A 26874-nucleotide genomic window follows, 5' to 3' on the forward strand; every position below is an offset into this window, starting at 1 on the left:
ACTCGGGGAAGTGACCGTCCGGTTCAGTCCGCGTACGACGCCTTCCGCGCCGTACGCACCACCTGCTCGCCCTCCTCCCGCCCGAGCAGCCCGCCGTCGACCCACGCGTCCACCGTCGAGCGCACGTGGGTCACCAGCGCGCCCTTGTTGCTGAACGGCGCCCCGGCCCAGACCTCGTCGAGCAGTGTGGTGCCGTCCGCCTTCGCCGGGTTGGCGACGCCGGAGTCGGTGCCGCCGAACACCACCCGGGGTTCCGAGCGCCGGAAGTACGCGTGCGTCGGGTCCTCGGTCCCCTCGGCGAAGGGCGCCCACTCGGTGCCGTCCAGCGTGTAGTGGAGCGGCCTGCCCGGCACGGGGGTGAGCGTGGGCAGCAGGTCGCCGGAGAGACCGGCGTTGCGGTACAGCCCGCACTCCAGGAGACCGGTGGACGGGTCGCGGGCGACCAGGTTGATTGGACCGTGGAACAGGGCCTGCAACGACGGATCGTCGACCGCCTTCTCCACGCGCAGCCGGAAGGGCACGCGGACCCGCACGGTGTCGCCTCGCCGCCAGGCACGGGACACGGTGAAGTAGCTGCCCGGCACCGGGGTCCCCGGCACGGCACGCCCGTTCACGGTGACCCGGAAGCCGGCCGTGGCCCACGAAGGCACCCGCAGCCGCAGCGCGAACGAGGCGCTGCCACCGTCGATCGTGAGGGTGCTGCCCTGTTCCCGCGGGTACTCCGTGGTCTGCGTGACGGTGACGCCCCGCTCGGCCCAGGTGAGCGTGGAGGGGCTGTAGAGGTTGACGTACAGGGCGCCGCCGTCGGCCGCCGCGAAGTACACCGAGTCCTGGTACTTGGTGGCGCTCTCCATCCCGGTGCCCTCGCAGCAGGTGGTGCCCTGCTTGGGCGTGTAGTCGCGCACATGACCGGGCGTCAGCCCGATGAAGTAGGTGACGAGCGGCTTTTCCGCGTCGGGCCTGTCCTGTTTGGAGCCGAGTACCTGGTTGTACAGGGCCCGCTCGTAGTAGTCCATGTACGCCGGGTCCTGTTCGTGGAAGAACAGCGTCCGGCTCAGCTTGAGCAGGTTGTACGCGCAGCAGCTCTCGGCGGTCGTGTCACCGATGGTGCCCGCGATCACGTCCCGCGCCTTCCAGAACTCGCCGGTGCTGGTGCCGCCGATGGAGTACATGCGGTGCGGTACCACCATGCCCCAGAAATTCCTCGCGGCGGTGAGGTAGCGCTCCTCGCCCGTCTCGTCGTACAGCCGTACCAGGCCGGTGAAGATCGGTATGTGCTGGTTGGCGTGGAGACCGTCGAGGACGTCGGTGTCCGCGGCGCAGGCGTCGATCAGCCGGTCGAGGTCGAAGAGCCGGGCCAGCGCGAGGTGCCGCGCCTCGGCGGTGACGGCGTGCAGATCGCAGATCGCCTCGACGATGCCGCCGAACTCACCGCTGGAGAAGATTCCCCACATGCGCTGCAGGGTGGCCGCCGGCAGCTTCGACAGGCGGGAGTGCATCCAGTCGCACATCCCGGACGCGAGGTCCAGTGCCCGGCCGTCACCGGTGGCGAGGTGGGCGTCCAGCAGTCCCCGAAGGATCTTGTGCGCCGTGTAGTACGGCGCCCAGACCCTCGTGTAGTCGCTGCCGGTCATCGACTCCAGTTCGATGAACTGCGTCTCCGGGTACGCCGCCAGGAACCCGGGGTGGCTGGGTCCGCCCCAGGTGCGGCGCAGGGTGGCCGTCAGGCCCCGGCCGGAGGCGTCCGCGAACCTTCCGCCGCCGGTCTCGCCGAAGGCGTACGACGCCAGGTCGCCCCGGCCGGCGGGCGAGTCGGCGGCGGGGACGTCCAGCAGCGCGGCGATCTCCTCGGCGCTCAGGGCGCGCGACCAGACGTTGAACTCCTCGAAGGCGCCCGCGAAGACGGGGTCGGCGGGGTAGTGCGAGCGGCCCAGCCAGTGGTGGGCGAGCGGGCCGAGGGCCGCCGGGGTCAGCGTCATGGCGGTGTTCCGCGCCACGGCGGTGCCGTCGACGTAGAGGGTGCCGGTGCCGTCCGCGAGCGTCACGGCCAGGTGGCTCCACTCGTCCAGCGGCAGGGCGGCCGTGCCGTCGAGGCCCTGCTCGCCGCCGGCCCCGCTGTCCGTGATGGCGAAGCGGGGCACACCGTCCGCGTTGCGGGCGGCGAGGTAGAGGTAGCGGTTGGTGTCGTCACCGAAGTCCACGACCCGGGCCCAGTCGCCGTCGTGCGCGGGCTTCACCCAGGCGGCCAGCGTGATCGTGGTGGTGTCGCCGAGGACGCCCGCGGGGAGGTCGACGTACTGGTAGGAGCCGCGGACGTTCTCGACGGCCGCGCCGAAGCGGCCCCGCGTGCTCAGCACCGCCGGGTCACCGCGCAGCGCCTCGCGTACCTCGGCCAGGGCGCCGACCATGGTGCCGATCCGCTCGGTGAAGACGCGCTCGCCGGTGCTTCGGTACGCCTGGGAGAGCATGGTCAGGAAGTGGCCCGTGTAGTGACCGCGCAGGTTGCCGTTGGCCTCGCCGTCCAGCCCCTCCCAGCCGCCCGGGGCGACGGCGCCGAGGGTGGACAGGCCGGCATTGGCCCGGAAGACCTGGAGCAGCCGGTTCACGTCGTAACCCCGGGCGTGGTCCAGCATCAGCCGCCGCTTGTCGCTGAAGACACCCGGACCGAGCGTCACGTCCTCGAGTCCGAACGGCCGCACGGACCAGGCCGCCGGTGTGGTGGGGCCCGCGCGGCCCGCGGGCGGAGCCGGTGCCTGAGGGCCGGCACCCGGCCGACCGGGCGCCGCATGCGAGACCGCGGGCGTTCCCGCGGCGATCGCCGCGGCGAGCAGAAGGGTCCGCCGGGGGAGGGACGCTGCCAATGTGCTCCTCGATTCTTGCGATGCATATCGTTCGATAGGTCGAACAATGTTCGAAAGGTCGCCCAGAAGATAGGCAGGAGGCCGAGGAGCGTCAACGCTACCGGCGAGTACCGTCCGGCGGACGTGGTCAGGCGGCCCGCACCGTCCGAGCGAGCCACTCGTACGCCGCCCGTGCGGTGAACTCCGCCTGACCGCCGCGTACCAGCAGGTCGGCGCCGGCGAACTCCGGGGCGTCCGCCTGCGTCCGGACGTAGGGGATCGCGATGCACCGCATGCCGGCCGCCTGGGCGGCGGCGGCTCCGGGAGCGGCGTCCTCCAGGACCACGCAGTCGGCCGGGTCCGCGCCCAGTCGCCGGGCCGCCTCCAGGAAGACATCCGGGGCCGGCTTGCCCTGCGCGACCTCGTCCGCCGAGACGATCGTGCGCAACTGCGCGTCCAGCCCGGTGCGGGACAGGATCGTCTCGATCGCCTCGGGTGAAGAGCCCGAGGCCACGGCCAGCGGCACCCCCTCGCCGGCCAGCAGCTCGACGAACTCCCGCATCTCGGGGTACGCGCGGGCGGAGGTGCGGGCCAGCTCCAGGTAGTGGCGGTTCTTGACGGCGAGCAGTTCCTCCACCGGTGCCCGCAGGCCGTAGCGCCGCTTCCAGTCGGCGACGGTCTCCTGGGTGCTGATGCCCACGTACTCCTCGTGTTCCGCCCAGGTGAAGTCGGGGACGCCGTACTCGGCGAGGGTCCGTCGGCCCGCCTTGTAGTAGTTCGGCTCACTGTCCACGAGTGTTCCGTCGAGATCGAAGATGACCGAGATGCCGCCGAGAGTGCTCATGGGGTCCAGCATGCCAAGTCCTACTTCCGTGCCGAGCGCCCGATCGACTCCACCAGGGGCAGCAGCCGGTGCGGGACGCGCTCGCGCAGCGCCACCTCGCTGCGGGTGCGCACCACCCCGGGCAGGCTGATCAGCTTCTGGACCACGTCCTCCAGGTGCGCGTTGTCACGGGCCACGACACGGGTCAGCAGGTCCCCGCCGCCGGTGATGGAGAAGGCCTCGACGATCTCCGGCACGGCCGCCAGCGCCTCGCCCACCTCGTCCAGGTGTCCCTGGGTGACCTCGATGTGCACGAACGCGAGCACCGGGTGGCCCAGTGCGGCGGGGGAGAGGGACGGCGCGGTGCCGGTGATCACGCCGTCGCGCTCCAGGCGGTCCAGCCGGGCCTGGAGCGTCCCGCGGGCGACCCCGAGGACGCGGGCGTACTCGCGCACGCTGGTGCGCGGCTGCTCCAGCAGCAGTCGCAGGATGCGGGTGTCCAGCTCGTCGACGGCCACGGCGTACGCGGCCTCCTTCGTCGGCCATTGGCACTTCGATGGCCGTGGAGATGCCGCGAGAACTGTACCAATGGCCCAGTCGCTCATGCGGCTGTTGAGCCACTGGTGGAAAGGATGCTCCTATAGGAGAGTCGATGGCGCTGCGGACCCCGCGGCGCCTTTTTCATGCCAGCGACTCGGAGCCAGTGCGCGAGGGGGCGGTAATCAGTGCTGAAGAGGGTGTTCGTGAGCCCGGACCCGGGACGGTCCCGCCTGCGGTTCGCCGCGCGGGCCGTCCTCGGCATCGGGCTGGCCGTGGTCGTCTGCGGTCTCGCCGGTACCTCTCTGGTGGGCGCCGTCATCGGCGGGCTCGCCGCGCTGCTGGCGCTGTTCACCGTCACCGACGCCACCGTACGCGGACAAGGGGTCACCACCGCTCTGCTGCCGGTGGCGGGACTGCCCGTGCTGACCGCCGCGGCCGCGCTGCACGACCATCCCGTGGCACGGGACCTCACCTTCCTCGCCGTCGTCGGCGCGGGCGTTTACGCCCGGCGGTGGGGCCCGCGCGGACACAGCCTCGGCGTGTTCGCCTTCATGACCTTCTTCATCGCGCAGTTCCTGCACGCGAGCACGGACCGGCTGCCCGAGATGTACGCCGCCGTCCTGCTGTCCGTGGCCACCGCTGCGGCGGTGCGCTTCGGCCTGTGGTGCTACGAGCGCCGTCTGCCCCCGCCAGCCGCCTTCGCGCCGCCCGCCGGCACCGGACTCGCCCGCATCACCACCCGCCAGGCCGTCCAGGCCACCGCGGGCGCCGGCTTCGCCCTGGTCGTCGGGCAACTGGTGTCCGACGAGCGCTGGTACTGGGCCGTCGGCGCCACCTGGTGGGTCTTCGTCAACACCACCTCGCGCGGCGAGACCCTGGTCCGCGGCTTCCGCCGGGTCCTCGGCACGGTCGTCGGCATCGGACTCGGCTTCCTGATCGCCTTCCCGCTGGCCGGGGCGGCGGTGCCCACGGTGGTACTCGCCGCCGCCTGTGTCTTCGGCATCTTCTACACCGCCGCGGTCTCCTACACCTGGATGATGCTCTGCGTGACCCTGCTCGCCGAGCTGCTCTACGGCCTGCTGGGCTTCCTCAGCCCCGCACTGCTAGCCCTGCGGCTCGTCGAGACCGGCGTGGGGGCGTTCGGTGCCGCACTCGCCGTGCTCTTCGTCCTGCCCGTCACCACGCACGCGGTCACTGACGCCTGGATCCAGCGCGCCCTGCGGTGCGTCCACGCCTGCACCGCGGAGGCCGCCGCCCGCCTCGCCGGGGCCGAAGGGGCCGACCCCGCGCCGCGCGTGGCCGAACTGGAGCAGCTGTTGGGCCGGGTCCGGCTGTCCCTCGCCCCGCTCGTGCACCCGCTGAACCCGATGCGCGGCCGCAAGCGCCGTGCCCGCCGGGTGCTCGTCCTGCTCGACGACTGCGCCCGGGAGATCGGTGGCCTGGTCGCCGTGGCCGCCGACCCGGAGGCCTCGCACGACGCACGGCTCGCCGCCGCCTGCTGGCGTGTCGAGACCGCGGTCGAGGCGCTCACCGGCGGCGGTTCCGTCCCCGCCCACGCGAGTGGACCGCGCGCCGCGGAACCCGCGCTCGCCCACCTCCACGGCCTGGAACGCGCCCTGGCCGAGCTCGCCGCACCCCTGCGCACGCCCTCCGGCTCGCCGCTCGCCGGCGCCTGAGCCGTCCGTGCGGTGGGTGAGCGGTCCGGCCCGCGCGTGAGCCGTCGACGGCCCGCACCCCCATTCGGTCTGGACCGCAACTGATCGACTGCTACCGTCGCCCCGGGGCAGAAGAACGGTCGGCACGATCGTCCCGCCCACATCTAGGCGCCGGACGGGACGGCACGAGGCGAGGCGAGAGGGGCCACTGGTGGCAGACGGCGACACGCGGCGGCGACGGGCGTTCATCGGGTCGTTCACGGCGGCCGGCGGGCCCGGCATCGTCACGGCGGCCGTCACGCCCGACACCGGCGCGCTGACGGTCCTGAACGGCACGGACCGCCTGCCCGACCCCTCCTACCTCGCCCTGGCCCCCGACGGGGACACGCTCTACGCGGTCAGCGAGACGGCCGAGGGCGCGGTGGCCGCGTTCCGTGTGACCGGGGACAGGCCCGAGCCCGCCGGTCGCCCGGTGTCCGTCGGCGGCGACGGCCCCACCCACCTCAGCGTCCACGCCGGGCACGTGCTGACGGCCAACTACGGCTCCGGCAGCGTCACGGCGGTGCCGGTCCGAGCCGACGGCACCCTCGCCCGGGCCGCTTCCGGCGTCCTGCGGCACACCGGCGCTGGCCCGCACGCCCAGCGCCAGCAGGGACCGCACGCCCATCAGGTGCGGTCCGACCCGAGCGGGCGTTGGGCCGTCAGCGTGGACCTCGGTACCGACTCGGTGCGGGTCTGCACCCTGACGGACGGCGTCCCCGCAGTGCACCGGGAGATCGCGCTGCGTCCCGGTTCCGGCCCCCGGCACCTCGCCTTCCACCCGGACGGCGCCCGCGCCTACGTGGTGAACGAACTGGCGCCCACCGTGACCGTCTGCCGCTGGGACGCCGCCGCCGGCGTCCTGCAACCCCTCGCCGAGGTGCCAGTGCTGCCCGGGGCCCCGGCCGGCGACGCCTACCCCTCGGGCATCGTGGTCTCGCCCGACGGCCGCTTCGTGTGGACCGCCACCCGCGGCGAGGACGTCCTGTCCGTCTTCGCCGTCGAACCGGACGGATTGCGGCTGTCCGGCACCGTGCCCTGCGGTGGGCACTGGCCGCGGGGGATCACCGAGTCGGGCGGCTTCCTGTACTCGGCCAACGAACGCTCCGGCGACGTGACCTGGTTCGCCCTCGACCCGGAGAGCGGGACACCCCGGCGCGCGGGCTCCGTCGCGATCCCCGCGGCGTCCTGCGTGACCTTCGGCTGACCCCGCCACCGGGCGGGCCCCCGCGTCGCTTCCCGTGATCGGGCCGGCACCGTGTACGGGCCGCCGGGCCGCCGGGCCGCCGGGAAGCGCCGAGGCGGCGGCTCCGGCGCCCGTACGCGGCCGTGCGGACACCCGCAGGCGGGGCGCTCCCTCACAGGAGGGCTCTCGGTCTCGCCGCGCGCGGCGTTCGGCCGGCCCCGCGACGAGGTCCGCTCGCCCTGTCGGCGTCGAATCCGCCCGGCGGAGGCGCGCCGCGGGCCCCCTGGGGCCTGTCTGCCTCGACGGCGCCGTCCCTCGCCACGACGGCCCGCACGAGTCCGGTACGGCACGACGAGGGGCCCGCTCCCTCCACCGGAGCGGGCCCCTCGGCCGTAAGCGTCGCGCGCGCGGACCCCGCGTCAGCGCACCGGCGTGCCCTGCGGCTGCTGCGGCGAGATGCCGAGCGCCGTCGTGTACTTGGCCAGCGTCAGCTTGCCGATCGCCGGGTAGGGGCCGAGCGGCTCGGCGGTGGAGCAGCCCGCCTCCTTGGCCGCCTCCTCCAGCAGGGACGCCTCGATCTCCGGGCCGATCAGGTACGGCGCGAGCGCCAGCTGCTGGGAGCCCGAGGAGCGCAGTTGCTCGGCCACGGACGCGATCGAGCCTTCCTCGTCCAGGGCCGCCGCCATCACCGGCACGGCGAGGCGCGCGGCGAGGAGCATGCCGGTGATGCCGGCCGCCTGCACGGCCTCGTCACCGCCCACGGAGGCCAGGATGATGCCGTCCGCGGCGGTGGCCACGGTGAACAGCCTGGCACGGTCGGCGCGGGCGAGACCCGCCTCGGACAGGCGCACGTGCAGCGCCTCGGCCAGCAGCGGGTGCGGGCCCAGCACGTCGGTCAGCTCGGCCGCGACCTTGCTGTCCATCACCGCCTGGCGGATGCGGCGCAGCAGCGCGCTGTCCGGACCCGCGAGCAGCGGCACGACGACGGCGACGGGACCCTCGGGCTCCTTCACCTCCATGCCCGCGGCGACCGCCTGCTCGTAGCGGGCGGTGCGCTCCTCGGCGGCACGCGCGAGGACGGCCGACAGGGCGAGGAACTCCTCGTCGTCCCCGTCGAGCCAGCCGATCCGGGCGTCGAGGCCCGGCAGCTCGGAACGGGCGATGCTGATGACCTCGTCGGCGAGGCCCCGGGTGGCGCTACTGGGCGTCCCCGGAACCGCGAGGACGAGCGCCGGCGCGCCCTCGGGAGCCACCAACGGTTCGGGACGGCGGTGCCGTCCGGGCTGGCGGGGGCGCGGCATTCGTACTGGCAGGCCGGACGCGGGCCCAGTGGGGGAGCTCATGGCGCCGCATGTTACTGGTTTCCTGGGTTTCCCTGTTCGGGGAGGGTGCAGGTGAGCGGTTTCCGTCCGGTTTTGTCTGAAGAGTGATGTACGGATCGGCCGACATCGGCACGATTCACCTCGCCGGAGCACCGATTCTCAGCCGTCCGGGTCGGTCGTCACCCACAGCATTCCGTCGTCGCCCGGAAGGGTGAAGGAGCCGGTCGCGAGGTCGCTCGCGATCAGAACCGAACCGTGCAGCGGATCACCCTCGGCGGCAGTCCGCCGCGCGTGCGGGAGCCGCTTCGCCAGCTCCTCCTCGAGCGGTACGACGAGGGGGGCGCCCAGCTTCAGCAGACCGCCGGTGACGGCGACGCTGGGCTCGCCCCCGGGCGGGCACACCGCGGCGGCCGAGTCGGCCATGTGCCGGGCGGCGGCCCGCATGACGTCCGTGGCGACGGGGTCATCGGCCGCACAGGCGGCCACCTCCGGTGCGAAGGAGGCGAGGACGGCGGGACGGTCGGTACGCGGATACAACTGGCCGGGCAGTCCCGTCACCGGCCCGAACCGCTCCTCGGCACGGGCCAGCAGCGGTGCGGAGCCGTCCCGGCGCCCGTCGTGGGCGCGCAGTGCCGCCTCAAGGCCGGCCCGCCCGATCCAGGCGCCGCCGCCGCAGTCGCCCAGCAGATGGCCCCAGCCGTCCGCCCGGTACCAGCGGTCCAGGTCCGTGCCGGTCGCGATCAGACCGGTGCCGGCGGCCACCACGGCGCCGGCCCGCGGCCCGAGGGCACCGACGTACGCGGTGACGGCGTCCGCGACCAGCGCGACCCTCCGCACACCCAGTTCCCGGGCCAGCGCGCCCGGCAGTTCGGCCCGCAGCGCGTCGCCGAGGGTGGCCAGCCCGGCGGCCCCCACGACGACGGTGCCGAGCCGGGTCCCACCGGTCTCGTCGCTCAGCGACCTCGCCATGGGCAGCAGTTGGCCCAGCAGATGCCCGGGGTCGATGCCGCGCGCACCGGTGCGCACCGGTTCCCGCGACGCGCGCCGCCCGAGCACCCGCGGACCGTCCCCGTCGGCACCGGTCGTGCCGAGGACGACCCGCAGTCCCGAGCCGCCGGAGTCCACGGCGAGGAAGCCGGTGCTCACGGCAGGCGCCAGTCGACCGGCTGACCTCCCAGCCGTACCAGCAGGTCGTTGGCCCGGCTGAAGGGACGGGAGCCGAAGAATCCCCGGTCGGCCGACATCGGCGACGGGTGCGCGGACTCGACCGAGGGCAGGTCGCCGAGGAGCGGGCGCAGATTGCGGGCGTCGCGGCCCCACAGGATGGACACCATCGGCTTGCCGCGCGCCGCCAGCGCCCGGATCGCCTGCTCGGTGACCTCCTCCCAGCCCTTGCCGCGGTGGGCGGCGGGCTTGCGCGGGGCCGTGGTGAGCGCTCTGTTGAGCAGCAGCACGCCCTGCTGGGTCCACGGGGTCAGGTCGCCGTTGGAGGGCTGCGGGAGGCCGAGGTCGGTGTTCAGTTCCCGGAATATGTTGACGAGGCTGCCTGGCAGCGGACGCACTTCGGGCGCGACCGAGAACGACAGCCCCACCGCGTGTCCCGGGGTCGGGTAGGGGTCCTGTCCGACGATCAGTACCCGGACGTCGTCGAAGGGCTGCTGGAAGGCCCGCAGGACGTTCGCCCCGGCGGGGAGATAGGTGCGTCCGGCGGCGATCTCCGCGCGCAGGAACTCACCCATCGAGGTGATCCGCCCGGCGACGGGTTCCAGGGCCTTCGCCCAGCCCGCTTCGACGATTTCGTGCAAGGGTCGTGGTGCCACGGGCGTCACCCTACTGCCGTACGGGTGACGCCGATCAACCGGTGGCCAAGACCGGTCCCCCCGAACCGGTTCATCCGACGACCGCGGCCCGCACGCACAGCACGTCCGGCAGGTGGGAGGCCAACTGCCGCCAGCTGTCGCCGTCGTCGGCCGACGCGAACACCTCGCCGTTGCGGTTGCCGAAGTACACGCCGGCCCGATCCGCGTCGTCGGTGCACAGGGCGTCTCGCAGCACCGTGCCGTAGTGGTCCTCCTGTGGCAGCCCCGCCGTCAGCGGCTCCCAGCTCCTGCCCGCGTCCGCCGTGCGGAAGACCCGGCAGCGGCGGTCCGCCGGGACCCGGTCCGCGTCGGCGTTGATCGGGAAGACGTACGCCGTGTCGCCCCGGTGCGGATGGGCGGCCACCGCGAAACCGAACGTGGACGGCAGCCCCTCGCCGATGTCCGTCCACTGCCCGCCCGCGTCGTCGCTGCGGTACACCCCCCAGTGGTTCTGCAGGTACAACCGGTCCGGGACCGCCGCGTCCCGGGCGACCTTGTGCACGCACTGGCCGAACTCAGGGTTCGGGTCCGGCATAAAGACCGCGGAGACGCCGGAGTTGGACGGCGCCCAGCTCGCGCCGCCGTCCGTCGTGCGGAAGACGCCCGCGGTCGAGACGGCGACCGTGACGGACTCCGGGTCCCGGGCGTCCGTGAGGATTGTGTGCAGCCCCTCGCCTCCGCCGCCCGGCACCCACTGCGAGCGCGTGGGGTGTTCCCACAGGGGCCGGACCAGCTCGAAGCTCTCGCCGCGGTCCTCCGACCGGTACAGCGCGGCCGGTTCCGTGCCCGCGTAGACCACGTCCGGCTCCGCGGCGGCCGGGTGCAACTGCCACACCCGCTCCAGGGAAGCGCCGGTCTCCTTGGGGAACTTGACGGCCGGCTGCGCGGGCTCGGTCCAGGTCCGTCCCAGGTCGTCGGAGTGGAACACCGACGGACCCCAGTGCGCGCTGTCGCCGCCCGCCAGCAACCGCGGGGTGTCGCCGCGGGTGTCGAGGGCGACCGAGTAGACGGCCTGTGCGTTGAAGTAGGGACTCTCGTCGAACTCCCAGATGCCACCCCGCCGGCGCCCGATGAACAGGCCCTTGCGGGTGCCCACGGCGAGCAGTACCTCGGTCATGCCGATCACCTCCGCGGCGTCGTCGTCGACGCCTTTGTCCCGGACACGGGCCAGTCTGCACCCCGGCACTGACAGTCACCCCTGGATAAAGGGACGCCGCAGGTCACAGCGGTGGTGTCGCGCCCGCGGAGGACTTCGGGCGCAGACGGGTCAGGCCTCTGGCGGCAACGCCCGCGCCAGGACGGCGCCGAGGTCGGCCCCGGTCGGCAGCGTGCCGAAGGCGTGCCCCCAGTCACCGCCGAGCCGGCTCGCGCAGAACGCGTCGGCGACGGCGGGCGGGGCGTGCCGGACCAGGAGCGAGGCCTGGAGGGTGAGGGCCATCAGCTCCACCAGACGGCGGGCACCGGTCTCGGACGCCTCGGACAGCCCCGTCTCCAACCGGGCCACGGCGGCGTCCAGCCGGCCGTCCGCCCCGCGGGCGAGGGCGAGTTCGTCGAAGAGGGCGTGCGCGGTGGCGGGGGAGCGACCCAGCGCCCGGAGCACGTCGAGGGCGTTCACGTTCCCCGAGCCCTCCCAGATCGACAGCAGCGGCGCCTCGCGGTAGTGGCGGGGCATGCCCGACTCCTCCACGTAGCCGTTGCCGCCCAGGCACTCCAGGGCCTCCGCGGTGAACGCCGGGCCCCGCTTGGTCACCCAGTACTTGCCGACGGCGGTGGCGATCCGCCGGAACGCGGCCTCCCCCGCGTCGCCGCGCACCGCCCGGTCAGCCGCGCCCGCCAGCCGCAGCGTGAGCGTGGTCGCCGCCTCCGACTCCAGCGCCAGGTCGGCCAGGACGTTGCGCATCAACGGCTGGTCGATCAGGCGGGCGCCGAACGCGCTGCGGTGCCGTACGTGGTGGCCGGCCTCGACGAGCGTCTTGCGCATCAGCGTCGCCGACGCCATCACGCAGTCCAGTCGGGTGCAGTTGACCATCTCGATGATCGTCTTGACGCCCTGGCCCTCCTGTCCCACCAGCCAGGCGACCGTGCCGTCGAACTCGGGCTCGGAGGAGGCGTTGGAGCGGTTGCCGAGCTTGTCCTTGAGGCGCTGGACGCGGAAGGTGTTGCGGGTGCCGTCGGGCAGCACCCGCGGCACCAGGAAGCACGACAGGCCCCCGGGGGCCTGGGCCAGCACCAGGAACACGTCGCACATCGGCGCCGAGGTGAACCACTTGTGCCCGCGCAGCGTGTACACCCCGGGTTCGGCGGTCGGGGTGGCCGCCGTGGTGTTCGCACGGACGTCGGAGCCGCCCTGCTTCTCCGTCATCCCCATGCCGGCCAGCAGGCCCCGTTTCTCGGTGGGCGGGCGCAGCCCCGGCTCGTACTCCCGGCTGGTCAGCAGCGGCTCGTAGACCTTCGCGAGCTCCGGCTCGGCGCGCAGCGCGGGAACGGCGGCGTAGGTCATCGACGTGGGACACCCGTGCCCCGCCTCGGTGTGCCCCCAGACCAGCCCGCCGGCGGTCCGGGCGACGTGCGCCCCCGGCCGGTCGTCCGCCCAGGCCGAGCCGGCCAGACCCTCGCCGACGGCCACCCGCATCAGGTGGTGCCAGCTCGGGTGGTACTCGACCTCGTCGATCCGGTTGCCGTACCGGTCGTGGGTGCGCAGCACGGGCTCGTGCCGGTTGGCCAGCTCGCCCCATTCCTGGGCCTGGGCGCTCCCCGCCCGCAGACCGAGCCGACGCAGCTCCTCCTCGGCCCACCCGGCGCCCTCCCGCCGCACGCCCTCCAGCAGGGCCCTGTCCTCACAGGCGTCGTAGGGGGCCAGGGGAGGGGGCTGGTTGGTGACGTCATGTGTGGCGTACCCCTCCGGACGGCCCGGGGACTCCTCGTGAGACTCGTGCGCGCCTGTCATCATGTCCTGAGTGTTGCACCGAATCTGCGACCGCAACAATGGCGCAACACGGTGGCGCACGTACAGTACGGCTCATGCGGAGGGACGATCAGTGCGCGCTCATGAGGGGGGCCGGCCGGTACGTGATCGTGCGGAGGGGCGGCACGTGCCCGCGCGGATGAACGACTCCGCGCCGGCGGGCGGGCCCACGCCGCGTCCGCTGTCCGCGAGGTCGGTCGTCCTGAGCCTGCTCCTGGGGACGCATCCCCCCGAACTGCCGGCCCGGGAACTGGTGCGGCTGGTGGAGGGCTTCGACGTCGGCGGCTCCACCGCGCGCGCGGCGCTCAGCCGGATGGCCGCCGCCGGTGACCTGTGGCGCACGGACACCGGCTACCGCCTCAGCGAGCGGCTGCTGGAGCGCCAGCGCCGCCAGGACGAGGCCGTACGCCCGCACACGCGCGCGTGGGAGGGTGACTGGGAGATGGTCGTGATCACCGCGACGGGCCGCGGCCCCGCCGAACGCGCCGACCTTCGTTCCTGGCTGACCGCCCTGCGTCTCGCCGAGCTCCGCGAGGGCGTCTGGCTCCGTCCCGCCAATCTGTGCCGTCCGCTGCCCACCGAACTGGACCGGGTGGCCGAGCGCCACGCCTCGCGCCCCGTCCGCCCGGCCCGCGAACTGGCCGCGAGCCTGTGGCCGCTGGACGCCTGGTCCGCCACGGGCCGGGCGCTGCTCGCGCACGTCGAGCGGGCCCGGCGGCCGGCCGACCGGCTCACCGCCTTCGCGGCCGTCGTGCGCCACCTGCTCACCGACCCGGTCCTGCCTCCGGAACTCCTCGCGGCCGACTGGCCCGGCGCGGCCCTGCGGGACGCCTACGCGCACTATCAGCGGGAGCAGAGCGGACAGGCCCGGGCGCGAGGCACCCGGACCTGAGGCGGCGGGATCATCCGCCAGTCACGCGCGTCACTTGTAGGTGATGTCGGACGACGCGTACTTGCAGTGGGTTCCGTCGGGGCCCGAGCCGTTCGAGTCCGGCTCGTCTCCGTCGTCGTTGCCGATGTACTTCTGGCACGGGACGATCTTCTTGTCGCTGTCCCCGACGACGGTGATGTTGCGCAGGGAGGCGCTGTCGCCGTAGTTGGTGTTGATACCGACGATCCGGCTGCCCTTCCAGCTCACCTCGACGGTGTTGAGGTTGATCGTCCGCTTGTACTGCGTGGAGCAGTTGCCGCAGGAGCGGATGAAGGTGCCGAAGTTCTTCACGGCGAAGTTCGACACGTTGAGCGTGCCGGCGCCGTTGAACTGGAAGACCTTGTCACTGGCCTCCTTGGCGCCGCCGCCGGTGACGGTGTAGACGTTCGACGACGAGGAGCCGCGGAAGGTCGCCGCGTCCTCGCCGACATCCTCCCACCAGACGTTCTGCAAGGTGCAGCTGCCCTTGCAGTGGATGCCGTCGGCGGCCGGGGCACCGATGATCACGTTCTTGAGGACGGCGCCCGGCGCCAGCTCCAGGATCGGCCCCTGGTCCTCGTCCTGCCCGCCGGAGCCCAGGTCGCCGGTGCCGTAGAGCCGCTTCATCCCGTAGTCCTTGGTGCCGGAGACCGGGATGGTGGAGGAGACGCCCTCGCTGCCGTTGGGTGTCGGCCAGGTGGCGGCCTGGGCCGAGGAAGCTCCGGTGGTCATGAGCATGCCAACAGAGAGCCCGAGCGCGGCCAGCGCGCCGGTGGCGGCGCGCCGACGCCCACGGGGGTGTGTCGCAGCAGTCATGTTCTGAACCCTTCCGTTCAGGGAGTGGGGGTGGAACGGAACATGTACATGCACGATGTGCGTGGTGCTGTTCGGTGTCGCGGACGCGGGGCGTCGTACGTGGGGTTCTGCCGGTCCCGCGCCCCGTGATGGGTCATGCTGATGAACGGACCGTAGAGGGCAAGCGCTTTCTAGTCAACGCTTCGCGCGCGGTTCGGTCTCACATGCCCCAGCCGTACTGGTCCGGCATCCGGACCGTGTCGCCCAGCTCCCGGGCCGCGTGCTGCGCCCAGGAAGGGCTGCGCAGCAGCTCGCGGCCGAGCAGCACCGCGTCGGCCTCGTCGTTGGCCAGGATCTTCTCGGCCTGCCCGGCGTCGGTGATCAGGCCGACCGCGGCGACCGGCAGCGTGGTCTCCGCCTTCACGCGTTCGGCGAACGGCACCTGGTAGCCGGGTCCGGTGGGGATCCGGACGCGCGCGGCGTTGCCGCCGGTGGAGACGTCGAGGAGGTCGATGCCGTGGGCCTGGAGGTCGCCGGCGAAGCGCACGGTGTCCTCGGGCGTCCAGCCGTCCTCCTCCAGCCAGTCGGTCGCCGAGATCCGGAAGAACAGCGGCTTGTCGTCCGGCCACACCTCCCGCACCGCGTCGACGACTTCGAGGGCGAAGCGGGTGCGGTTCTCGTACGAGCCGCCGTAGGTGTCGGTGCGGTGGTTGGAGTGCGGCGACAGGAACTCGTGGATCAGGTAGCCGTGGGCGCCGTGGATCTCGACGATCTCGAAACCGGCGGCGAGGGCCCGGCGTGCCGCGTCCGCGAACTGCCCGACGATCTCCTCGATCCGCGTGACCGTCAGCTCGGTCGGCACCGGGTGGCGGTCGTCGAACGCCAGCGCGCTCGGGGCCACCGGCTGCCAGCCGTACGCGTCCTCGCCCACGGGGGTCCCGCCCTTCCAGGGCTGCGCGGTCGACGCCTTGCGGCCCGCGTGGGCCAGCTGGATCGCCGGCACGGTCCCCTGCGATCGCAGGAAGTCCGTGATCCGCCGGAAGGCCTCGGCCTGGGTGTCGTTCCACAGGCCCAGGTCCTGCGGGGAGATACGGCCCTCGGGTGACACGCCGGTTGCCTCGACGACGATCAACCCGGCGCCGCCAATCGCGCGGGCGCCGTAGTGCGCGAAGTGCCAGTCGCCCGGAACGCCCGCCAGGGGCCCCTCCGGTGCGGCGGAGTACTGGCACATCGGCGGCATCCAGACCCGGTTCGGGATCGTGGTGTCACGCAGCTGAAGCGGCTGGAAGAGGGCGCTCATGACGGGCTGCTCCCTTGGTCGAGTGGTCGAGGAGGAACGGCTCGTACGATAGCCCTCGTAGTACGGCGTGTGTCAAACTACGGCACCCTTCGTACAATGAGGCCCTTCGACGGAGCCCCTGCCGGTCAGCGGGCTCCCACCGGACGAACTGGAGCCGCCGTGACCCCCGCCGCCACCGCCGCCGGCACCCGCGACCTGCCCCACCCGGCACGCGACGACATCCGGCTGGAGGGAGTGCTGCACGCGCTCTCCGACCCGGTGCGGCTGCGGATCGTACGGGACCTCGCCGCCGACGGCGACGAACTCTTCTCCTGCTCCCACTTCGACCTGCCGGTGACGAAGTCCACGTCCACTCACCACTTCCGGGTGCTGCGGGAGACCGGGGTGATCCGGCAGACCTACCGGGGCACGGCCAAGATGAACGGCCTGCGCAAGGATGATCTGGACGTCCTCTTCCCGGGCCTGCTGGACGCCCTCCTGGCGGCGGCGGCCCGCCAGGCCGCCCGCCTCGGCACCGACTGACCGCGTCCCGAGGGGTGTACTCAGTCCGTCGCCGTCCGCGCCGCCGCCAGCAGCGACTCCCAGTCGGGCAGCTTCACCACGCGCCGCCCCAGCGAGGCGCCGAGTTCCGCCTCGGCCCGCTCGATCGCCCGCCACCCCGCCCACTCGACCGGCTCGACGCCTTCGGCGCGCAGGGCCCCGAGCGGGTCGCACGCGGGGACGTCCCGCCGCAGGAGCGTGGGGGTGTCCGCCAGCAAGGACGTCACCGTCTCCTTGGCGCAGGGGCGGTTGGTGCCGATGACGCCGGTGGGGCCCCGCTTGATCCAGCCGGCCACGTACTCGCCGGGAGCGACCGCGCCCGCACGCAGGACGCGTCCCGCCCGGTGCGGCACCGTGCCGCTCGCCGCGTCGAACGGCAGCCCCTCCAGCGGCACGCCGCGATAGCCCACCGACCGCAGCACCAGCCCGGCCCGGATCTCCTCGTACCGCCCCGTGCCCGTCACCCCGCCGCTCCCGTCCGGCCGGGTCCGCTCGAAGCGCACGGCGCCCACGTGACCGTCCCCGTCCGCCGTCAGCTCCACCGGACGCAGGAAGAAGCGCACCCGGAGCCGACGGGCGGCTTCCGGCGCCGTCCGCCCGGCCCAGCCGCGCAGCACCTCCACGTTGCGGCGCTGCGCACTGGGCAGCCCCGAGGGGTCCCGGTACGCCGGGTCCAGCGCCAGCTCGGCCGGCTCCACCAGGACGGCGGCGTCCGGCAGGGCGCCCAGTTCGCGCAGTTCCTTGGTGGTGAAACGGGCCTGCGAGGGGCCGCGCCGGCCCACCATGTGCACGTCGGCCACCCGGCCCGCGGCCAGCGTGTCGAGCGCAGCCTGCGGGATGTCGGTGCCGCTGAGCTCGGCCGTGCCGCGCACCAGCATCCGCGCCACGTCGACGGCGACGTTGCCCACCCCGATCACGACCGCCGACCGTGCCCCGCGCAGGAACTCGTCGTCCACGGCGTCCGGGTGGGCGCTGTACCAGGACACGAACTCGGTCGCCGACCAGCTCCCCGGCAGATCCTCGCCGGGGATGCCCAGCCGTCGGTCGGCGGCGGCACCCACGCAGTACACCACCGCGTGGTACAGCTCCCGCAGACGGGCGGAGGGCACACCGCCCGGACCGACCGGGACCGCGCCGAGGAACCGCACCCGCTCGTGCTCCAGCACCATGCGCAGGGCGTTCTGCAACGACTTGATCTTCTCGTGGTCCGGAGCCACCCCGTACCGCACCAGCCCGTACGGGCACGGCAGCCGGTCGAGGACGTCGACGTGCACCCCCTGGCCGAGCTGGACGAGGCTCTGCGCGGTGTAGCACCCGCTCGGTCCCGAGCCGACGACGGCGATACGCAGCACTGCGGAACTCCTTGTCCGGAGGGCGGAGGGAGGTCGCTGGTCCTTCCAGCATCCCACCACCCCCGCTGCGCTGACAGGGTGCCGCGCACGGTGAACGGCACGTGTTCCGCGCGTGTTCTGTTCGTATGGAATGTGATCATGCGGTTACGTTCGGTTTATGCTCGACGCACCCTTCGTTGATCGTTCGCTTCAGCTTTCCGATCGCTGTCCGGACGACGGCGAGGTGTCCGTGCGGCAGACCTGGGTGGTGCGCGAGGGGTCCGACGCGGCCTCGTGGTTCGACGTCCGGCTGACCTTCGCCGACGGCGCCCGGCTGGAGGCGCTCGCCGTGCTGTCCCGTCACGGCGTGCGGGTCGAGGACGTGCGGGCCCGACCGCCGCTGTCCCTCGACGACCTGTCCGTGCTCGCCGAGTGGCTGGAGCACCCGCTCTTCGACGCCTGTGCACCGGCCGATGCCGCACCGGCCGCCTCGCGGCGGGCCCGTCCCGCCTGGCCGGGCGGCCGGGAGGGACGCCGACTCGTCGCGCGGGAGTACCGGGCGGCCCGGGAGGCGGGCGGCACGGCCCGTACTCGGCGGGCACGTCCCGCCACGGCACACCGGTCCGGACCCGAAACCGTATGCCGTCGATCAGCAGCCGCCGGGACCAGACAGGCGGCCGCCCCGCCTTCGCCCCCTTCGGCAACAACGGCTCCAACATCGCCCACTGCTCATCCGTGAGATTTCCCCGACCCATGAACCGTGATCATTCACAGCTCAAGATCAACTTTCGATACACGGCCTAGGAGTGTCGGCTCACGATTGAGTTGGCGTATGTAGCGAGATCGTCGACCAAGACCTGAAGGCGTCGTCTTCTGAGCGTGTCCAGAAGGGGGAGGGTGTGCCGGTAGATCGCTGACCAGGTGATGTCGGTGCCGCCATCAGGTACTCGGGCCAGGTCCACAGACCCTCGATGAGACTCGAACGGCCCCGCGGCCTGTTCGTAGCTGAACCGCTGGTCGGGGACCAACTCAACGATGCGCTCGCGGCAGCACACCTGTCCAATGCGAGAGTAAATGGTGCGGCGGTCACCTGCGCGGGCCGGTCGATCGACCCCTGCGGGCAAGTCCCACTCGACCTCGTAGTAGGAGCTCCACGACGGCCAGGACTCCGCATCGAGGAGCGCGGCGTAAACGACAGCAGCAGGCGCCGATGAGCGCGAGGTAGCGGTGACCGCAAGCGACGACACCTGGCAAGGCTAGACCGTTTCCCACTGTGATCGTGTTACGAGCTCTTAGCTCTCCGGCTACGACGGTCACATAATGGAGAATGATGCCGCAACCCAGAGGACCCCTACCAGAACGCCGCCAATCCCCACATACCGGAAGGTCTCACGCATAGCCCTTCCGGCGTTCATAAAGCGTAGAAATCGAAAATACGGTAGGCGATTTCTCTGACATTGACTATCAGGCATACTCCGAAGCCGATCAGAGTGAGCCCCGTATCAGGAGGAACAGGATTCCTTCTCTCCGCCCGTTAGTGACTGAACCACGGGCCGCCTCCCCGTCAGTCATCAAAGAAATATCACCCCGCCACCACGGCGCCGGCTCCTGTCAAGCCGAACAAGGCACCTACTCCCCCCGGAGGGCTTGAACCGCAGTCACATCAGGGGCATGAGACCGAAAAAGATGGCAAGCAGTCCAACGAATACCCAGAGCCACCCCAGCAGTCTGATGACTGACGGTCTCCCCTTCCTGCTCGCCGTGGATGCCGCCGCTGATTCAGACAGGCGGTCCCTCGCGCCGCGGTAATTGACAATGACGGCAGAGCCGAATAGGAGGACTGCGGAGCCGAAAAGGACGGCGACCCCGCCGAACGAAAGAGAGAGTAATTTCATACTTGCGCCTGAATCAGGAGAAGATTGCGAAAACTATCCCAAAAAGAGTCATGAAAACGCCCAAAATAGAGGCCATTACGCCGACAGCTTTGAAGGTGCCCGGCACTTTGGTGTCTCCTGGCGCGATATTGATGGGTGAAGCTGCCAGCCGGTCGCGGAACCCGCGATGGTTCGTGGCTAGCGCCAGTCCGAAGGTGAGGCAAGAAAGCCCGAGGATTAGTGGAATGATAAACATGGAGAATAGCCCTCCTATTTCTGCCGCGTCGGAGGCCGCCGGACCGAGTGCTCGCTTCTCGGGCCGGCGGCAAAAAGGTACGAATCAACTGCAGCCGAGCCGCAGCGAACAACCCCAGGTGTAGTTGAGCCCTGTCTCAACTCCTCCTTCGACGCCGGGGCCCCCACCTACCTCAGTGGCCCATACCGGCTCGCCCTTGCTGTTCCTCACCCATGATCCGTCGAGATTGAAACTGGATTCATGGCTGGCAAGACCTCCGATTCCGTAGTGCGCGGAGACTTCCTTGTCCCAGCCCCAGCCTCGGAGTTGGTCGAGCGAGTCCGCGTTACTCGTCAGTCCCGTGAGGTCTGCCGAGAGGCCCCCTCCCACTCCGGAGATCGCCGGAGAACCACTCACGCCGAGATCCCAGTCCCCGTCGGCGTTACGGCTCACCATAACGCAGCCCCCCAGAGTCCCCATCAGGACCGCTCCTCCGGAAACGCTAATGCAAGCGCCCCACGTGTTGGGCTCAGTTCCCACGCCGATAACGTCGAGCACCTTACCGAACCAGTTCTTGTTGGCCTCCGACTTAGGCTTGGGGCCGGGGTTGGGGGCAGGGCTGCCCCCGGAACTGGACGGTACGGTCCTCAGCCAGCCCTTGGGCGCGGGCGTGGAGGGCAGGGTAATGTTGCGGCGTCCGGGGATGCCTCCGAGGCCGGTGGGCTTCATGCCCTTCACGAGCGGGGGGCGCTTTCCGCAGCGGCAGGCGCGGACCGGTCCTTCGCTGCTGCTGGCCTTTTTGCCGGTGCTGACGGGGACGCCGTTGCGGCAGTTCTTGATTTCGCCGGTGTGGCATTCGGGGACACCGAGGCCGGTGGGGTCTGCGATGGTCTGCGGGTTCTGGACCGCGTAGCTGTAGCCGTTGAGGGTCTGTCCGATGCCGGTCTGCAGGAGTGGGTCGACGCTGATGAACTGGCCGATCTCGGGGTCGTACTGGCGTGCGTCGACGTGGGTGAGTCCTGTGCCGGTGTCGGTGGTCTTACCGAGGAAGCCCTTGTCGTCGGGCCAAGCCGACCCGGTGACGGTGCCTCTGGGGGCGCCGAAGGGGGTCATGTAGCGCCGGGAGTACGCCTGGTCGGTGGCGTCGACGGCAAGGGTGGACGTGCCGTGCAGGTCATTGGCCAGGTAACTGAGCTCGTCGCTGCCGGTCTCGTTGGACCGGACGGCAACGGTCACGTCACCGGAACCGTAGTGGCGCTGGGCCCAGGAGGTGCCGTCGGCGCGCAGGTGCAGCTCTGTTGCGCCCGCGTAGAGGATGCGCTCTCCGTCCTCGGTGCTGCGGATGAGGAGGGTGCCGTCGGCTCCGTAGAGGTAGTCGGTGGTCTTGCCGTTCTCGGTCAGGCTGGTCAGCTTGCCTTCCTCGGACCAGGCGAGGTCCTGTGTGGCGGCGCCGTCGGGCCGGCTGGTGGTGTTGCCGGTGCTGTCGAACGTGAAGGCGCGGTCGGGGTTGGTGCAGTCCGCCGACGTGCTGGTTCCGGTCAGGGCGTGAGGCTGGCCGTCCTTCTCGTAGCAGTAGTGCGTGGTGGTGCTGCCGGCGGTGGTGTGTGCGGTCTGCGTGGTGCGCTGTCCGGCGTCGTTGTAGGTGTAGCTGGTCCAGTACGGGGCCCTTCCGCCCAGGGTGTTCGCGCTGCGGGTGTCGGAGCACTTCTGGGAGGCGGGGGTCCACGCTTCGGTCATGCGCCGGTGGCCGTCGTAGGTGAAGCACTGGGTTTCCGCTGCTGCGGTGCCGCCGAGGGTGCTGGTGTCGGCGATGGAGGTGACGTTGCCTGTCTGGTCGTAGGTGTAGGCGAGGTTCTGCAGCTTGTACGGGTGGGTCTGGTCGGTGACGTGGCTGCCGAGGAGGCGCTTGGTGCCTTCCTCCCAGAGGTTGGTGACGTAGGCCTTCTTGTGTTCCTCGGTGTCGGCGGTGCCGAGCGTGAGCTGCCGGGCCAGGCCGAGGGCCGAGTAGTCGGCGTCGAGCAGGTAGCCGGCCTTGCCGACAATCGACGTGACCTGTCCGGTGTCGGTGTACTGGTAGCCGACGACCTCGGACGGGAGCCCGCCGAGAGCGGGTTCCTTGGTGCTCTGCAGGGTGCCGTCGATGTTGTAGTTGCCCTCGAACTGCAGGGTCGTTGGTGCCCCCGCGGTGACCAGTGGGTCGGATTCCGGCAGGGTGAGTTCGGTGATGGCGGGCCGGTCGAGCTTGTCGTAGGCGGTGACGGTCTTGGTGTAGGCCGTGCCGTTCTTGCCGCCGACGTAGCGCGTGCTCGCGTCCGGCTGTCCCTCGAGGAGAGCGTCGTAGGTGAACGCGGTCAGTTGGTTGGCGTCGTCCTTCGATCCGGCCCAGGTGCCCGTGATGCGGTCGAGAGCGTCGTAGGCGGTGATGATGCTCTTGCCGCGGGAGTCGGTGGTCTGGGTGAGCCGGTCCAGTTGGTCGTAGGACAGGCGGGTCAGGCCCTTGTCCGGGTCGTCCGCGCTGATCTTGCGGCCGAACAGGTCGTAGCCGTATGTCCACTGCGCGCCGTCGGGGCCGGTGACTCGGGTCTTCAGGTCGTCCAGCGCGTACTGGAAGGTGGTGGAGGTGTACGAGGCTGTGCCCGTTCCGCCGCCGAACTGGGGGTCGGCGGGGCTGGTGCCCGCGTACTGTCGGGTCTCCACAGTCCGGCCGCGGGCGTCGATGAGGGTGCGGCTGGCCGAGCCGCCCTTGAGGGCCGTGGTGGCGGTGGAGTCACCGGTGTAGCTCGTGGTGGTCGACCACTTCTTCACCCCGTAGACGTACAGAGTGCTGGTGGTCGGGCGTTCCGCTCCGTCGTACACCGTTTCGGTCTGTGTGGGGGCCTCGCCGTACTCGGCGCGGGTGTAGGTGCCGTTCGGGGCGGAGGTGGTGTCGAAGATGTCCTCGTACTTCTCGTAGGCCAGTCCGCGTGTGTCGTAGCGGGTGTCGGTGAGTATCCGGCCGCCGAGCGGGCTGGGGGTCTGGGTCTGCAGGGGCCGCATCATCGCGTCGTACAGCTCGTAGCTCGTGCTGTAGGTCTTGCCGTCCTTCTTCAGGGTGGAGGTGGACACCCAGGACGGTTCGCCGCTGCTGAGGTGGTACTTGAAGGTGGTGTTCGCGCTGTAGCCGGCGGCCTTGCTGCGGTTGGGCAGCCAGACCGCGGTGAGGCGGCCGAGGGCGTCGTAGGTGGACTCGGTCTTCTTGGCGTTCGCGTCGTACACGCGCACGGCCTGGCCGTGCCGGGGGTCCAAGTACGTGTCCGTCACGTGGCCCTTGGGGTTGGTGACGGTCGTCTTGGTCAGCGGACCCGCGGTGGCGGGAGTGTAGCGGGTGTGGGTGGTGTTGCCGTCGGCGTCGGTGACGTCGACGGGCCGGCCGAGAGTGTCGTAGGCGGTCGTCGACGTGGTCTGCCAGCCCGAGGCCGCTCGCAGCTTGTCCGGGCCCGCTGTGGCGTTGTAGCCGGTGGCGCGGCCGGTCCAGGTGGCTACGCCCTTGGTGGGCTTCTGGGAGGCCGACCAGGTGGTGGCGTCGGGGTTGTCGTAGACGGTGGCGGTGTCGGACAGGAGGTCACCGCGGGTCTGGGTGTTCGCGGGGAGGTTCAGGCTGGTGTCGATGATGGAACAGGACCGGCCGACCGTGCGGGTGCGGGAGACGAGGTCGTTGATGCCGGCCGCGTCGTTGCGCGCGTACCAGGTGCGGGTGCAGGTCTCGTCGCCGCCCTTGCCGATCTCGCCGGAGTCACCGACGGTGACGGCCATGCCGTAGTCGTCGTAGGTGGTGTCGACGGAGCGGGAACGCCAGGCGTCGGCGGCGGACAGATACTCGTAGGTGGTGGACTTGGCGGTGCGGACGTAGCGGGCCACGTGGTCGGCGGCGCCGGGCGCGCTCTGGCGGGCGGTCTCCTTGGACCAGGGGTCGGTGACCTCGACGGTGATCGGTGTCGAGCCGTTGTAGGTGACGTGCTCGCGCCGTATGCCCTGGAACTGGTCGCTGTCGGTGATGCTCGCGACTCCGACGGACGGGGAGGCGAGCGGCGTCACGGAGACGGAGCGGGTGGTGCCGTCCTTCTTCTTGTCACCGTGCATGCCCTGCATGTAGAGGGAGACAGTCTTGGAGCGGGTGGTTTCCTTGGCGCCGGTGGAGACGGTGACCTGACGGTAGCCGCGCCAGTCGGACCAGGTCCGTTCGTCCTTCGGGGTGAAGGGGGCATCGCTGTGGTGCCAGGCGGCGCCGCTGTAGTCGTAGGCGTACTCCACCGCGTCGTTGTTGCCCGCCGGGTCCGAGACGACGACGGCTTCCACCCGGTACTTGTGGAACCAGTCGACCGACGCGTCCTCGGCACCGTTGATGTTCCAGTACTGCGGGAAGCACGAGCGGGTGTTGGTGTCTTCGGCGGCGCCCTGCACCTCGCTGCGCACGCACTGCGGCGAGGACAGCGTCACGGTGGTGATCGAGCCGGTCTCCGAGGTGACCGTGGCGATACGGGGCCGGGTCAGCGGCAGGATGTCGTCGGTGCCGTCCACCCGGTTCTCGCGCCACTGGTAGGTGAACGACACCGGGTTGAGGGCGATGGCGGTGCCGCCGGCCTTGCCGGTCCGCTTGATCGACTTCAGGGTGAGGACGTGGTCGGAGGTGTCTCCGATGTCTCCACCGTCCAGGTACTCCTGCGTGAAGTCCCAGGAGTCCACCGGGTCGTAGTCACCGCCGGAGGCGTTGTAGGAGAAGGTGTCGATGCTGGTCAGGCGCTTGCGGGAGAAGAACGACGGGCCGGTGCCCAGACAGTCGTCGTCGCCGTCGGTGCAGATGGCGTCGAAGGGGACGTCGGGCCAGTTCTTGGCCGTGTCCTTGGTCAGCGACGAGCAGTCGGACGCGGTGCACCGCTCGGCGTGGCTGAAGGTGACCTTGGCGTCGGCGTCGTCGGTGAACAGTGCGCCCTTGCGCAGCCCGTACTTGATCTCCTTCAGGTAGCCGCCGCGGGTGTAGGAAGCGTTGGCGGTCGTGGCCTTGTTCTTCTTGTAGTGGTTGGTCTCCTTGGCATACCAGTAGGTGGAGGCATTGCCGTGGGTGTCCTCGACATAGTCGAGGTTCCACCGCCACGCCTGGGTCACCGCCCGGTCACCGAAGGAGTCGCCCTTGCTGTAGCCCGGCTCTCCGGAGTCGTCGCCGAAGACCGGCACCGTCCAGGTCGAGTTCGTGCGCTGGCTGTCGGCGCCGTCGAGCTTGTTCCTGCCGAACACGTACTTCGTGCCGTCGCCGGTGATGACGGTCCAGTACTCGCCGTTGTCGTCGCCGTTGTCGGCGCCCGTGGAGCGGGTCACCGTGGAGGCGTCGTCGTTCGCCAGCCGCCAGGTGCTCTCCGCGTCGCCGGACTTCTTCACCAGGCGGGTGGCCTTGCCGTTCAGGACCAGCTGCGCGTTGTCGTACTTCCAGCATCGATCGTTGGCCTTGTCGTGGCCGTCGTCGTCGCAGGAGCCGTAGACCCGCTCGATGTAGGACTCGGTCAGACTGAAGCCCTCACCGACCGCGCTGCCCTGGTTGTTGGTGGTGGCGGTGCGGCCGTCGACGCTGCCGGAGTCGTACGACAGGGCCAGCTCCGGTGTCGGCCCGGCTGCCGCAGGCGGCATGTTGATGTCGTAGTTCCATGTGAACGAACCGGAGTTGTCCCCTGCCTCCCAGGACGAGGACTCCGAGAGGTCGGTGGCCGAGTAGTCGCCGGCACCGGACGGGGACGCACCCTCTCCCGGGGCGGTAGCCGTCACCGCGAACACAGCGGTCGCGTTGGAGGCCGCTCGGGCCAGCTGAGTCGTGGGGCCGGCGTCCGTCTCGGCCAGGTGAACGGATGCTGTGACGGTCTGCTGAGCGCGGTCGTTGTCGGACGTCAACGGTGTGGTGGTACGGCACGCGGCCTTGCCCGGCGTGTCCAGCACACAGCCGGGAAGGCGAACAATGCGCAGCCGGTCGGCCCAGTCGCCGCCGACCGCGGACGCGAAGCTGCTGTAGTCGATGCTGAGCTGGGCCTGCCCCGCCTCGTCGGCTTCGGCGGTCAGCAGTACACCAGTGATGCCGGCCTTCTCGGAGGCTTCCTGGCCAAGGACATGGATACGGGCTCCGGTACCGGATGCGGCACTGTTCTTGCCTCCGGCCGGACTGATGGTGACGGGGAGGCCGCCGGGCTTGGCCCTGCCGCGCTTGCCGGCGTCGAGTGCGACCATCGCATCGCCCTCTTGCGGCCAGGTCGCCGCCCGCTGCTCGTCCTTCGACCGTCGAGCGCGCTCAGTGTCCGCCTTCTCGCCCTGGACGACCTTCGCGCGGGCCTTCCGAGCCCCCGGTCCTTTACTCTCCTCGACCTTGCTCACTCGCTGGCCAGGAAGATCCGGTCGGCCGAGCCCTCCCTCGGCGGCCTGCGCCACGGGGGCCATCCCGGTAGGGACTGCGAGTGCCAGCGCCAGGACTGCCGCGACGGTTCCACCGCGCCCTCTGCCCCGGAACCGTCTCATTGTTGTGCCTATGCCAAAAGCCATGTTCATCCGTTCCGCCTGCGCTCCTTGGCGTCGTCTGCGTCGGCAAGTGGTGTGCTGTGACGTCGGGTGCGGCGTCGGCCTGGCCGGCGCCGCACCCGACGTGCG

General features: G+C 71.2%; 18 protein-coding genes and 2 pseudogenes. 5 read left to right on the forward strand and 15 right to left on the reverse strand.

All coding sequences use genetic code 11. The features are described 5' to 3' along the window. Positions 1 to 23: 23 nt before the first annotated feature. The 3 genes from IE142_RS16005 to IE142_RS16015 form a co-directional block, all read right to left on the reverse strand. A complete protein-coding gene (locus tag IE142_RS16005; RefSeq protein WP_191886394.1) occupies positions 24 to 2861 on the reverse strand; it encodes a beta-L-arabinofuranosidase domain-containing protein in 2838 nt (945 codons plus the stop codon). A 127-nt stretch (positions 2862 to 2988) separates the two neighbouring features. After that, on the reverse strand, positions 2989 to 3684 hold the full coding sequence (locus tag IE142_RS16010; protein WP_191886395.1) for an HAD family hydrolase: 696 nt from the start codon (positions 3682 to 3684) through the stop codon (positions 2989 to 2991). 20 nt (positions 3685 to 3704) lie between these two features. Then, positions 3705 to 4181: an Lrp/AsnC family transcriptional regulator gene (locus IE142_RS16015; protein ID WP_043375717.1), complete on the reverse strand. Its 477-nt coding sequence runs from the start codon at positions 4179 to 4181 to the stop codon at positions 3705 to 3707. 207 nt (positions 4182 to 4388) lie between these two features. On the opposite strand from IE142_RS16015, the gene IE142_RS16020 reads away from it, so the two are divergent. Next, the gene (locus IE142_RS16020; RefSeq protein ID WP_191886396.1) at positions 4389 to 5879 is read left to right on the forward strand and encodes an FUSC family protein; all 1491 of its coding nucleotides are present in this window, start codon (positions 4389 to 4391) and stop codon (positions 5877 to 5879) included. Between the two features lie 190 nt (positions 5880 to 6069). Further along, the gene (locus IE142_RS16025; RefSeq protein ID WP_191886397.1) at positions 6070 to 7104 is read left to right on the forward strand and encodes a lactonase family protein; all 1035 of its coding nucleotides are present in this window, start codon (positions 6070 to 6072) and stop codon (positions 7102 to 7104) included. A gap of 398 nt (positions 7105 to 7502) precedes the next feature. On the opposite strand, the gene IE142_RS16030 is transcribed toward IE142_RS16025, so the two are convergent. The 5 genes from IE142_RS16030 to IE142_RS16050 form a co-directional block, all read right to left on the reverse strand. Next, a complete protein-coding gene (locus tag IE142_RS16030) occupies positions 7503 to 8426 on the reverse strand; it encodes a sirohydrochlorin chelatase (RefSeq protein ID WP_191886398.1) in 924 nt (307 codons plus the stop codon). A gap of 138 nt (positions 8427 to 8564) precedes the next feature. After that, entirely contained in the window at positions 8565 to 9551 is a 987-nt protein-coding gene (locus tag IE142_RS16035) for an N-acetylglucosamine kinase (protein WP_191886399.1), read from the reverse strand. Further along, positions 9548 to 10225 carry a uracil-DNA glycosylase gene (locus IE142_RS16040; protein WP_191886400.1) on the reverse strand — a complete coding sequence of 226 codons (678 nt, stop codon included), beginning with the start codon at positions 10223 to 10225 and terminating at the stop codon, positions 9548 to 9550. Before IE142_RS16040 ends, IE142_RS16035 begins: the two co-directional genes overlap by 4 nt. Positions 10226 to 10295: 70 nt before the next feature. Beyond that, positions 10296 to 11450, reverse strand: coding sequence for a WD40/YVTN/BNR-like repeat-containing protein (locus tag IE142_RS16045; RefSeq protein ID WP_191886401.1), 1155 nt, complete (start codon positions 11448 to 11450; stop codon positions 10296 to 10298). A gap of 81 nt (positions 11451 to 11531) precedes the next feature. Continuing rightward, positions 11532 to 13214, reverse strand: a complete 1683-nt coding sequence (locus tag IE142_RS16050) for an acyl-CoA dehydrogenase family protein (protein ID WP_229830543.1) — start codon at positions 13212 to 13214, stop codon at positions 11532 to 11534. A 154-nt stretch (positions 13215 to 13368) separates the two neighbouring features. On the opposite strand from IE142_RS16050, the gene IE142_RS16055 reads away from it, so the two are divergent. Next, on the forward strand, positions 13369 to 14121 hold the full coding sequence (locus IE142_RS16055; RefSeq protein WP_191886485.1) for a PaaX family transcriptional regulator C-terminal domain-containing protein: 753 nt from the start codon (positions 13369 to 13371) through the stop codon (positions 14119 to 14121). Between the two features lie 30 nt (positions 14122 to 14151). On the opposite strand, the gene IE142_RS16060 is transcribed toward IE142_RS16055, so the two are convergent. Both IE142_RS16060 and IE142_RS16065 read right to left on the reverse strand, forming a co-directional pair. After that, the gene (locus tag IE142_RS16060; protein WP_043375734.1) at positions 14152 to 14955 is read right to left on the reverse strand and encodes a pectate lyase; all 804 of its coding nucleotides are present in this window, start codon (positions 14953 to 14955) and stop codon (positions 14152 to 14154) included. A gap of 199 nt (positions 14956 to 15154) precedes the next feature. Then, a complete protein-coding gene (locus IE142_RS16065) occupies positions 15155 to 16234 on the reverse strand; it encodes an NADH:flavin oxidoreductase/NADH oxidase (protein WP_191886402.1) in 1080 nt (359 codons plus the stop codon). A 159-nt stretch (positions 16235 to 16393) separates the two neighbouring features. On the opposite strand from IE142_RS16065, the gene IE142_RS16070 reads away from it, so the two are divergent. Beyond that, positions 16394 to 16756: an ArsR/SmtB family transcription factor gene (locus tag IE142_RS16070; protein WP_191886403.1), complete on the forward strand. Its 363-nt coding sequence runs from the start codon at positions 16394 to 16396 to the stop codon at positions 16754 to 16756. 20 nt (positions 16757 to 16776) lie between these two features. Here IE142_RS16070 and IE142_RS16075 read toward each other — a convergent pair whose 3' ends face one another. After that, positions 16777 to 18126, reverse strand: coding sequence for an FAD-dependent oxidoreductase (locus tag IE142_RS16075; RefSeq protein WP_191886404.1), 1350 nt, complete (start codon positions 18124 to 18126; stop codon positions 16777 to 16779). A 157-nt stretch (positions 18127 to 18283) separates the two neighbouring features. On the opposite strand from IE142_RS16075, the pseudogene IE142_RS16080 reads away from it, so the two are divergent. Beyond that, positions 18284 to 18670 (forward strand): annotated as a pseudogene (locus IE142_RS16080) (DUF6214 family protein); the annotation flags it as partial. A 19-nt stretch (positions 18671 to 18689) separates the two neighbouring features. On the opposite strand, the pseudogene IE142_RS16085 reads toward IE142_RS16080, so the two are convergent. The 4 genes and pseudogenes from IE142_RS16085 to IE142_RS16100 all read right to left on the reverse strand — a co-directional run. Continuing rightward, positions 18690 to 18860: pseudogene (locus tag IE142_RS16085) on the reverse strand (transposase); the annotation flags it as partial. 45 nt (positions 18861 to 18905) lie between these two features. After that, positions 18906 to 19352 carry an SRPBCC family protein gene (locus tag IE142_RS16090; RefSeq protein ID WP_191886405.1) on the reverse strand — a complete coding sequence of 149 codons (447 nt, stop codon included), beginning with the start codon at positions 19350 to 19352 and terminating at the stop codon, positions 18906 to 18908. Between the two features lie 661 nt (positions 19353 to 20013). Further along, the gene (locus IE142_RS16095) at positions 20014 to 20235 is read right to left on the reverse strand and encodes a hypothetical protein (protein WP_191886406.1); all 222 of its coding nucleotides are present in this window, start codon (positions 20233 to 20235) and stop codon (positions 20014 to 20016) included. An 84-nt stretch (positions 20236 to 20319) separates the two neighbouring features. Then, on the reverse strand, positions 20320 to 26745 hold the full coding sequence (locus IE142_RS16100; RefSeq protein ID WP_229830545.1) for an RHS repeat domain-containing protein: 6426 nt from the start codon (positions 26743 to 26745) through the stop codon (positions 20320 to 20322). Positions 26746 to 26874: the final 129 nt, after the last annotated feature.

It is taken from the genome of Streptomyces mutabilis (assembly GCF_014649815.1).
GTDB lineage: Bacteria > Actinomycetota > Actinomycetes > Streptomycetales > Streptomycetaceae > Streptomyces > Streptomyces mutabilis.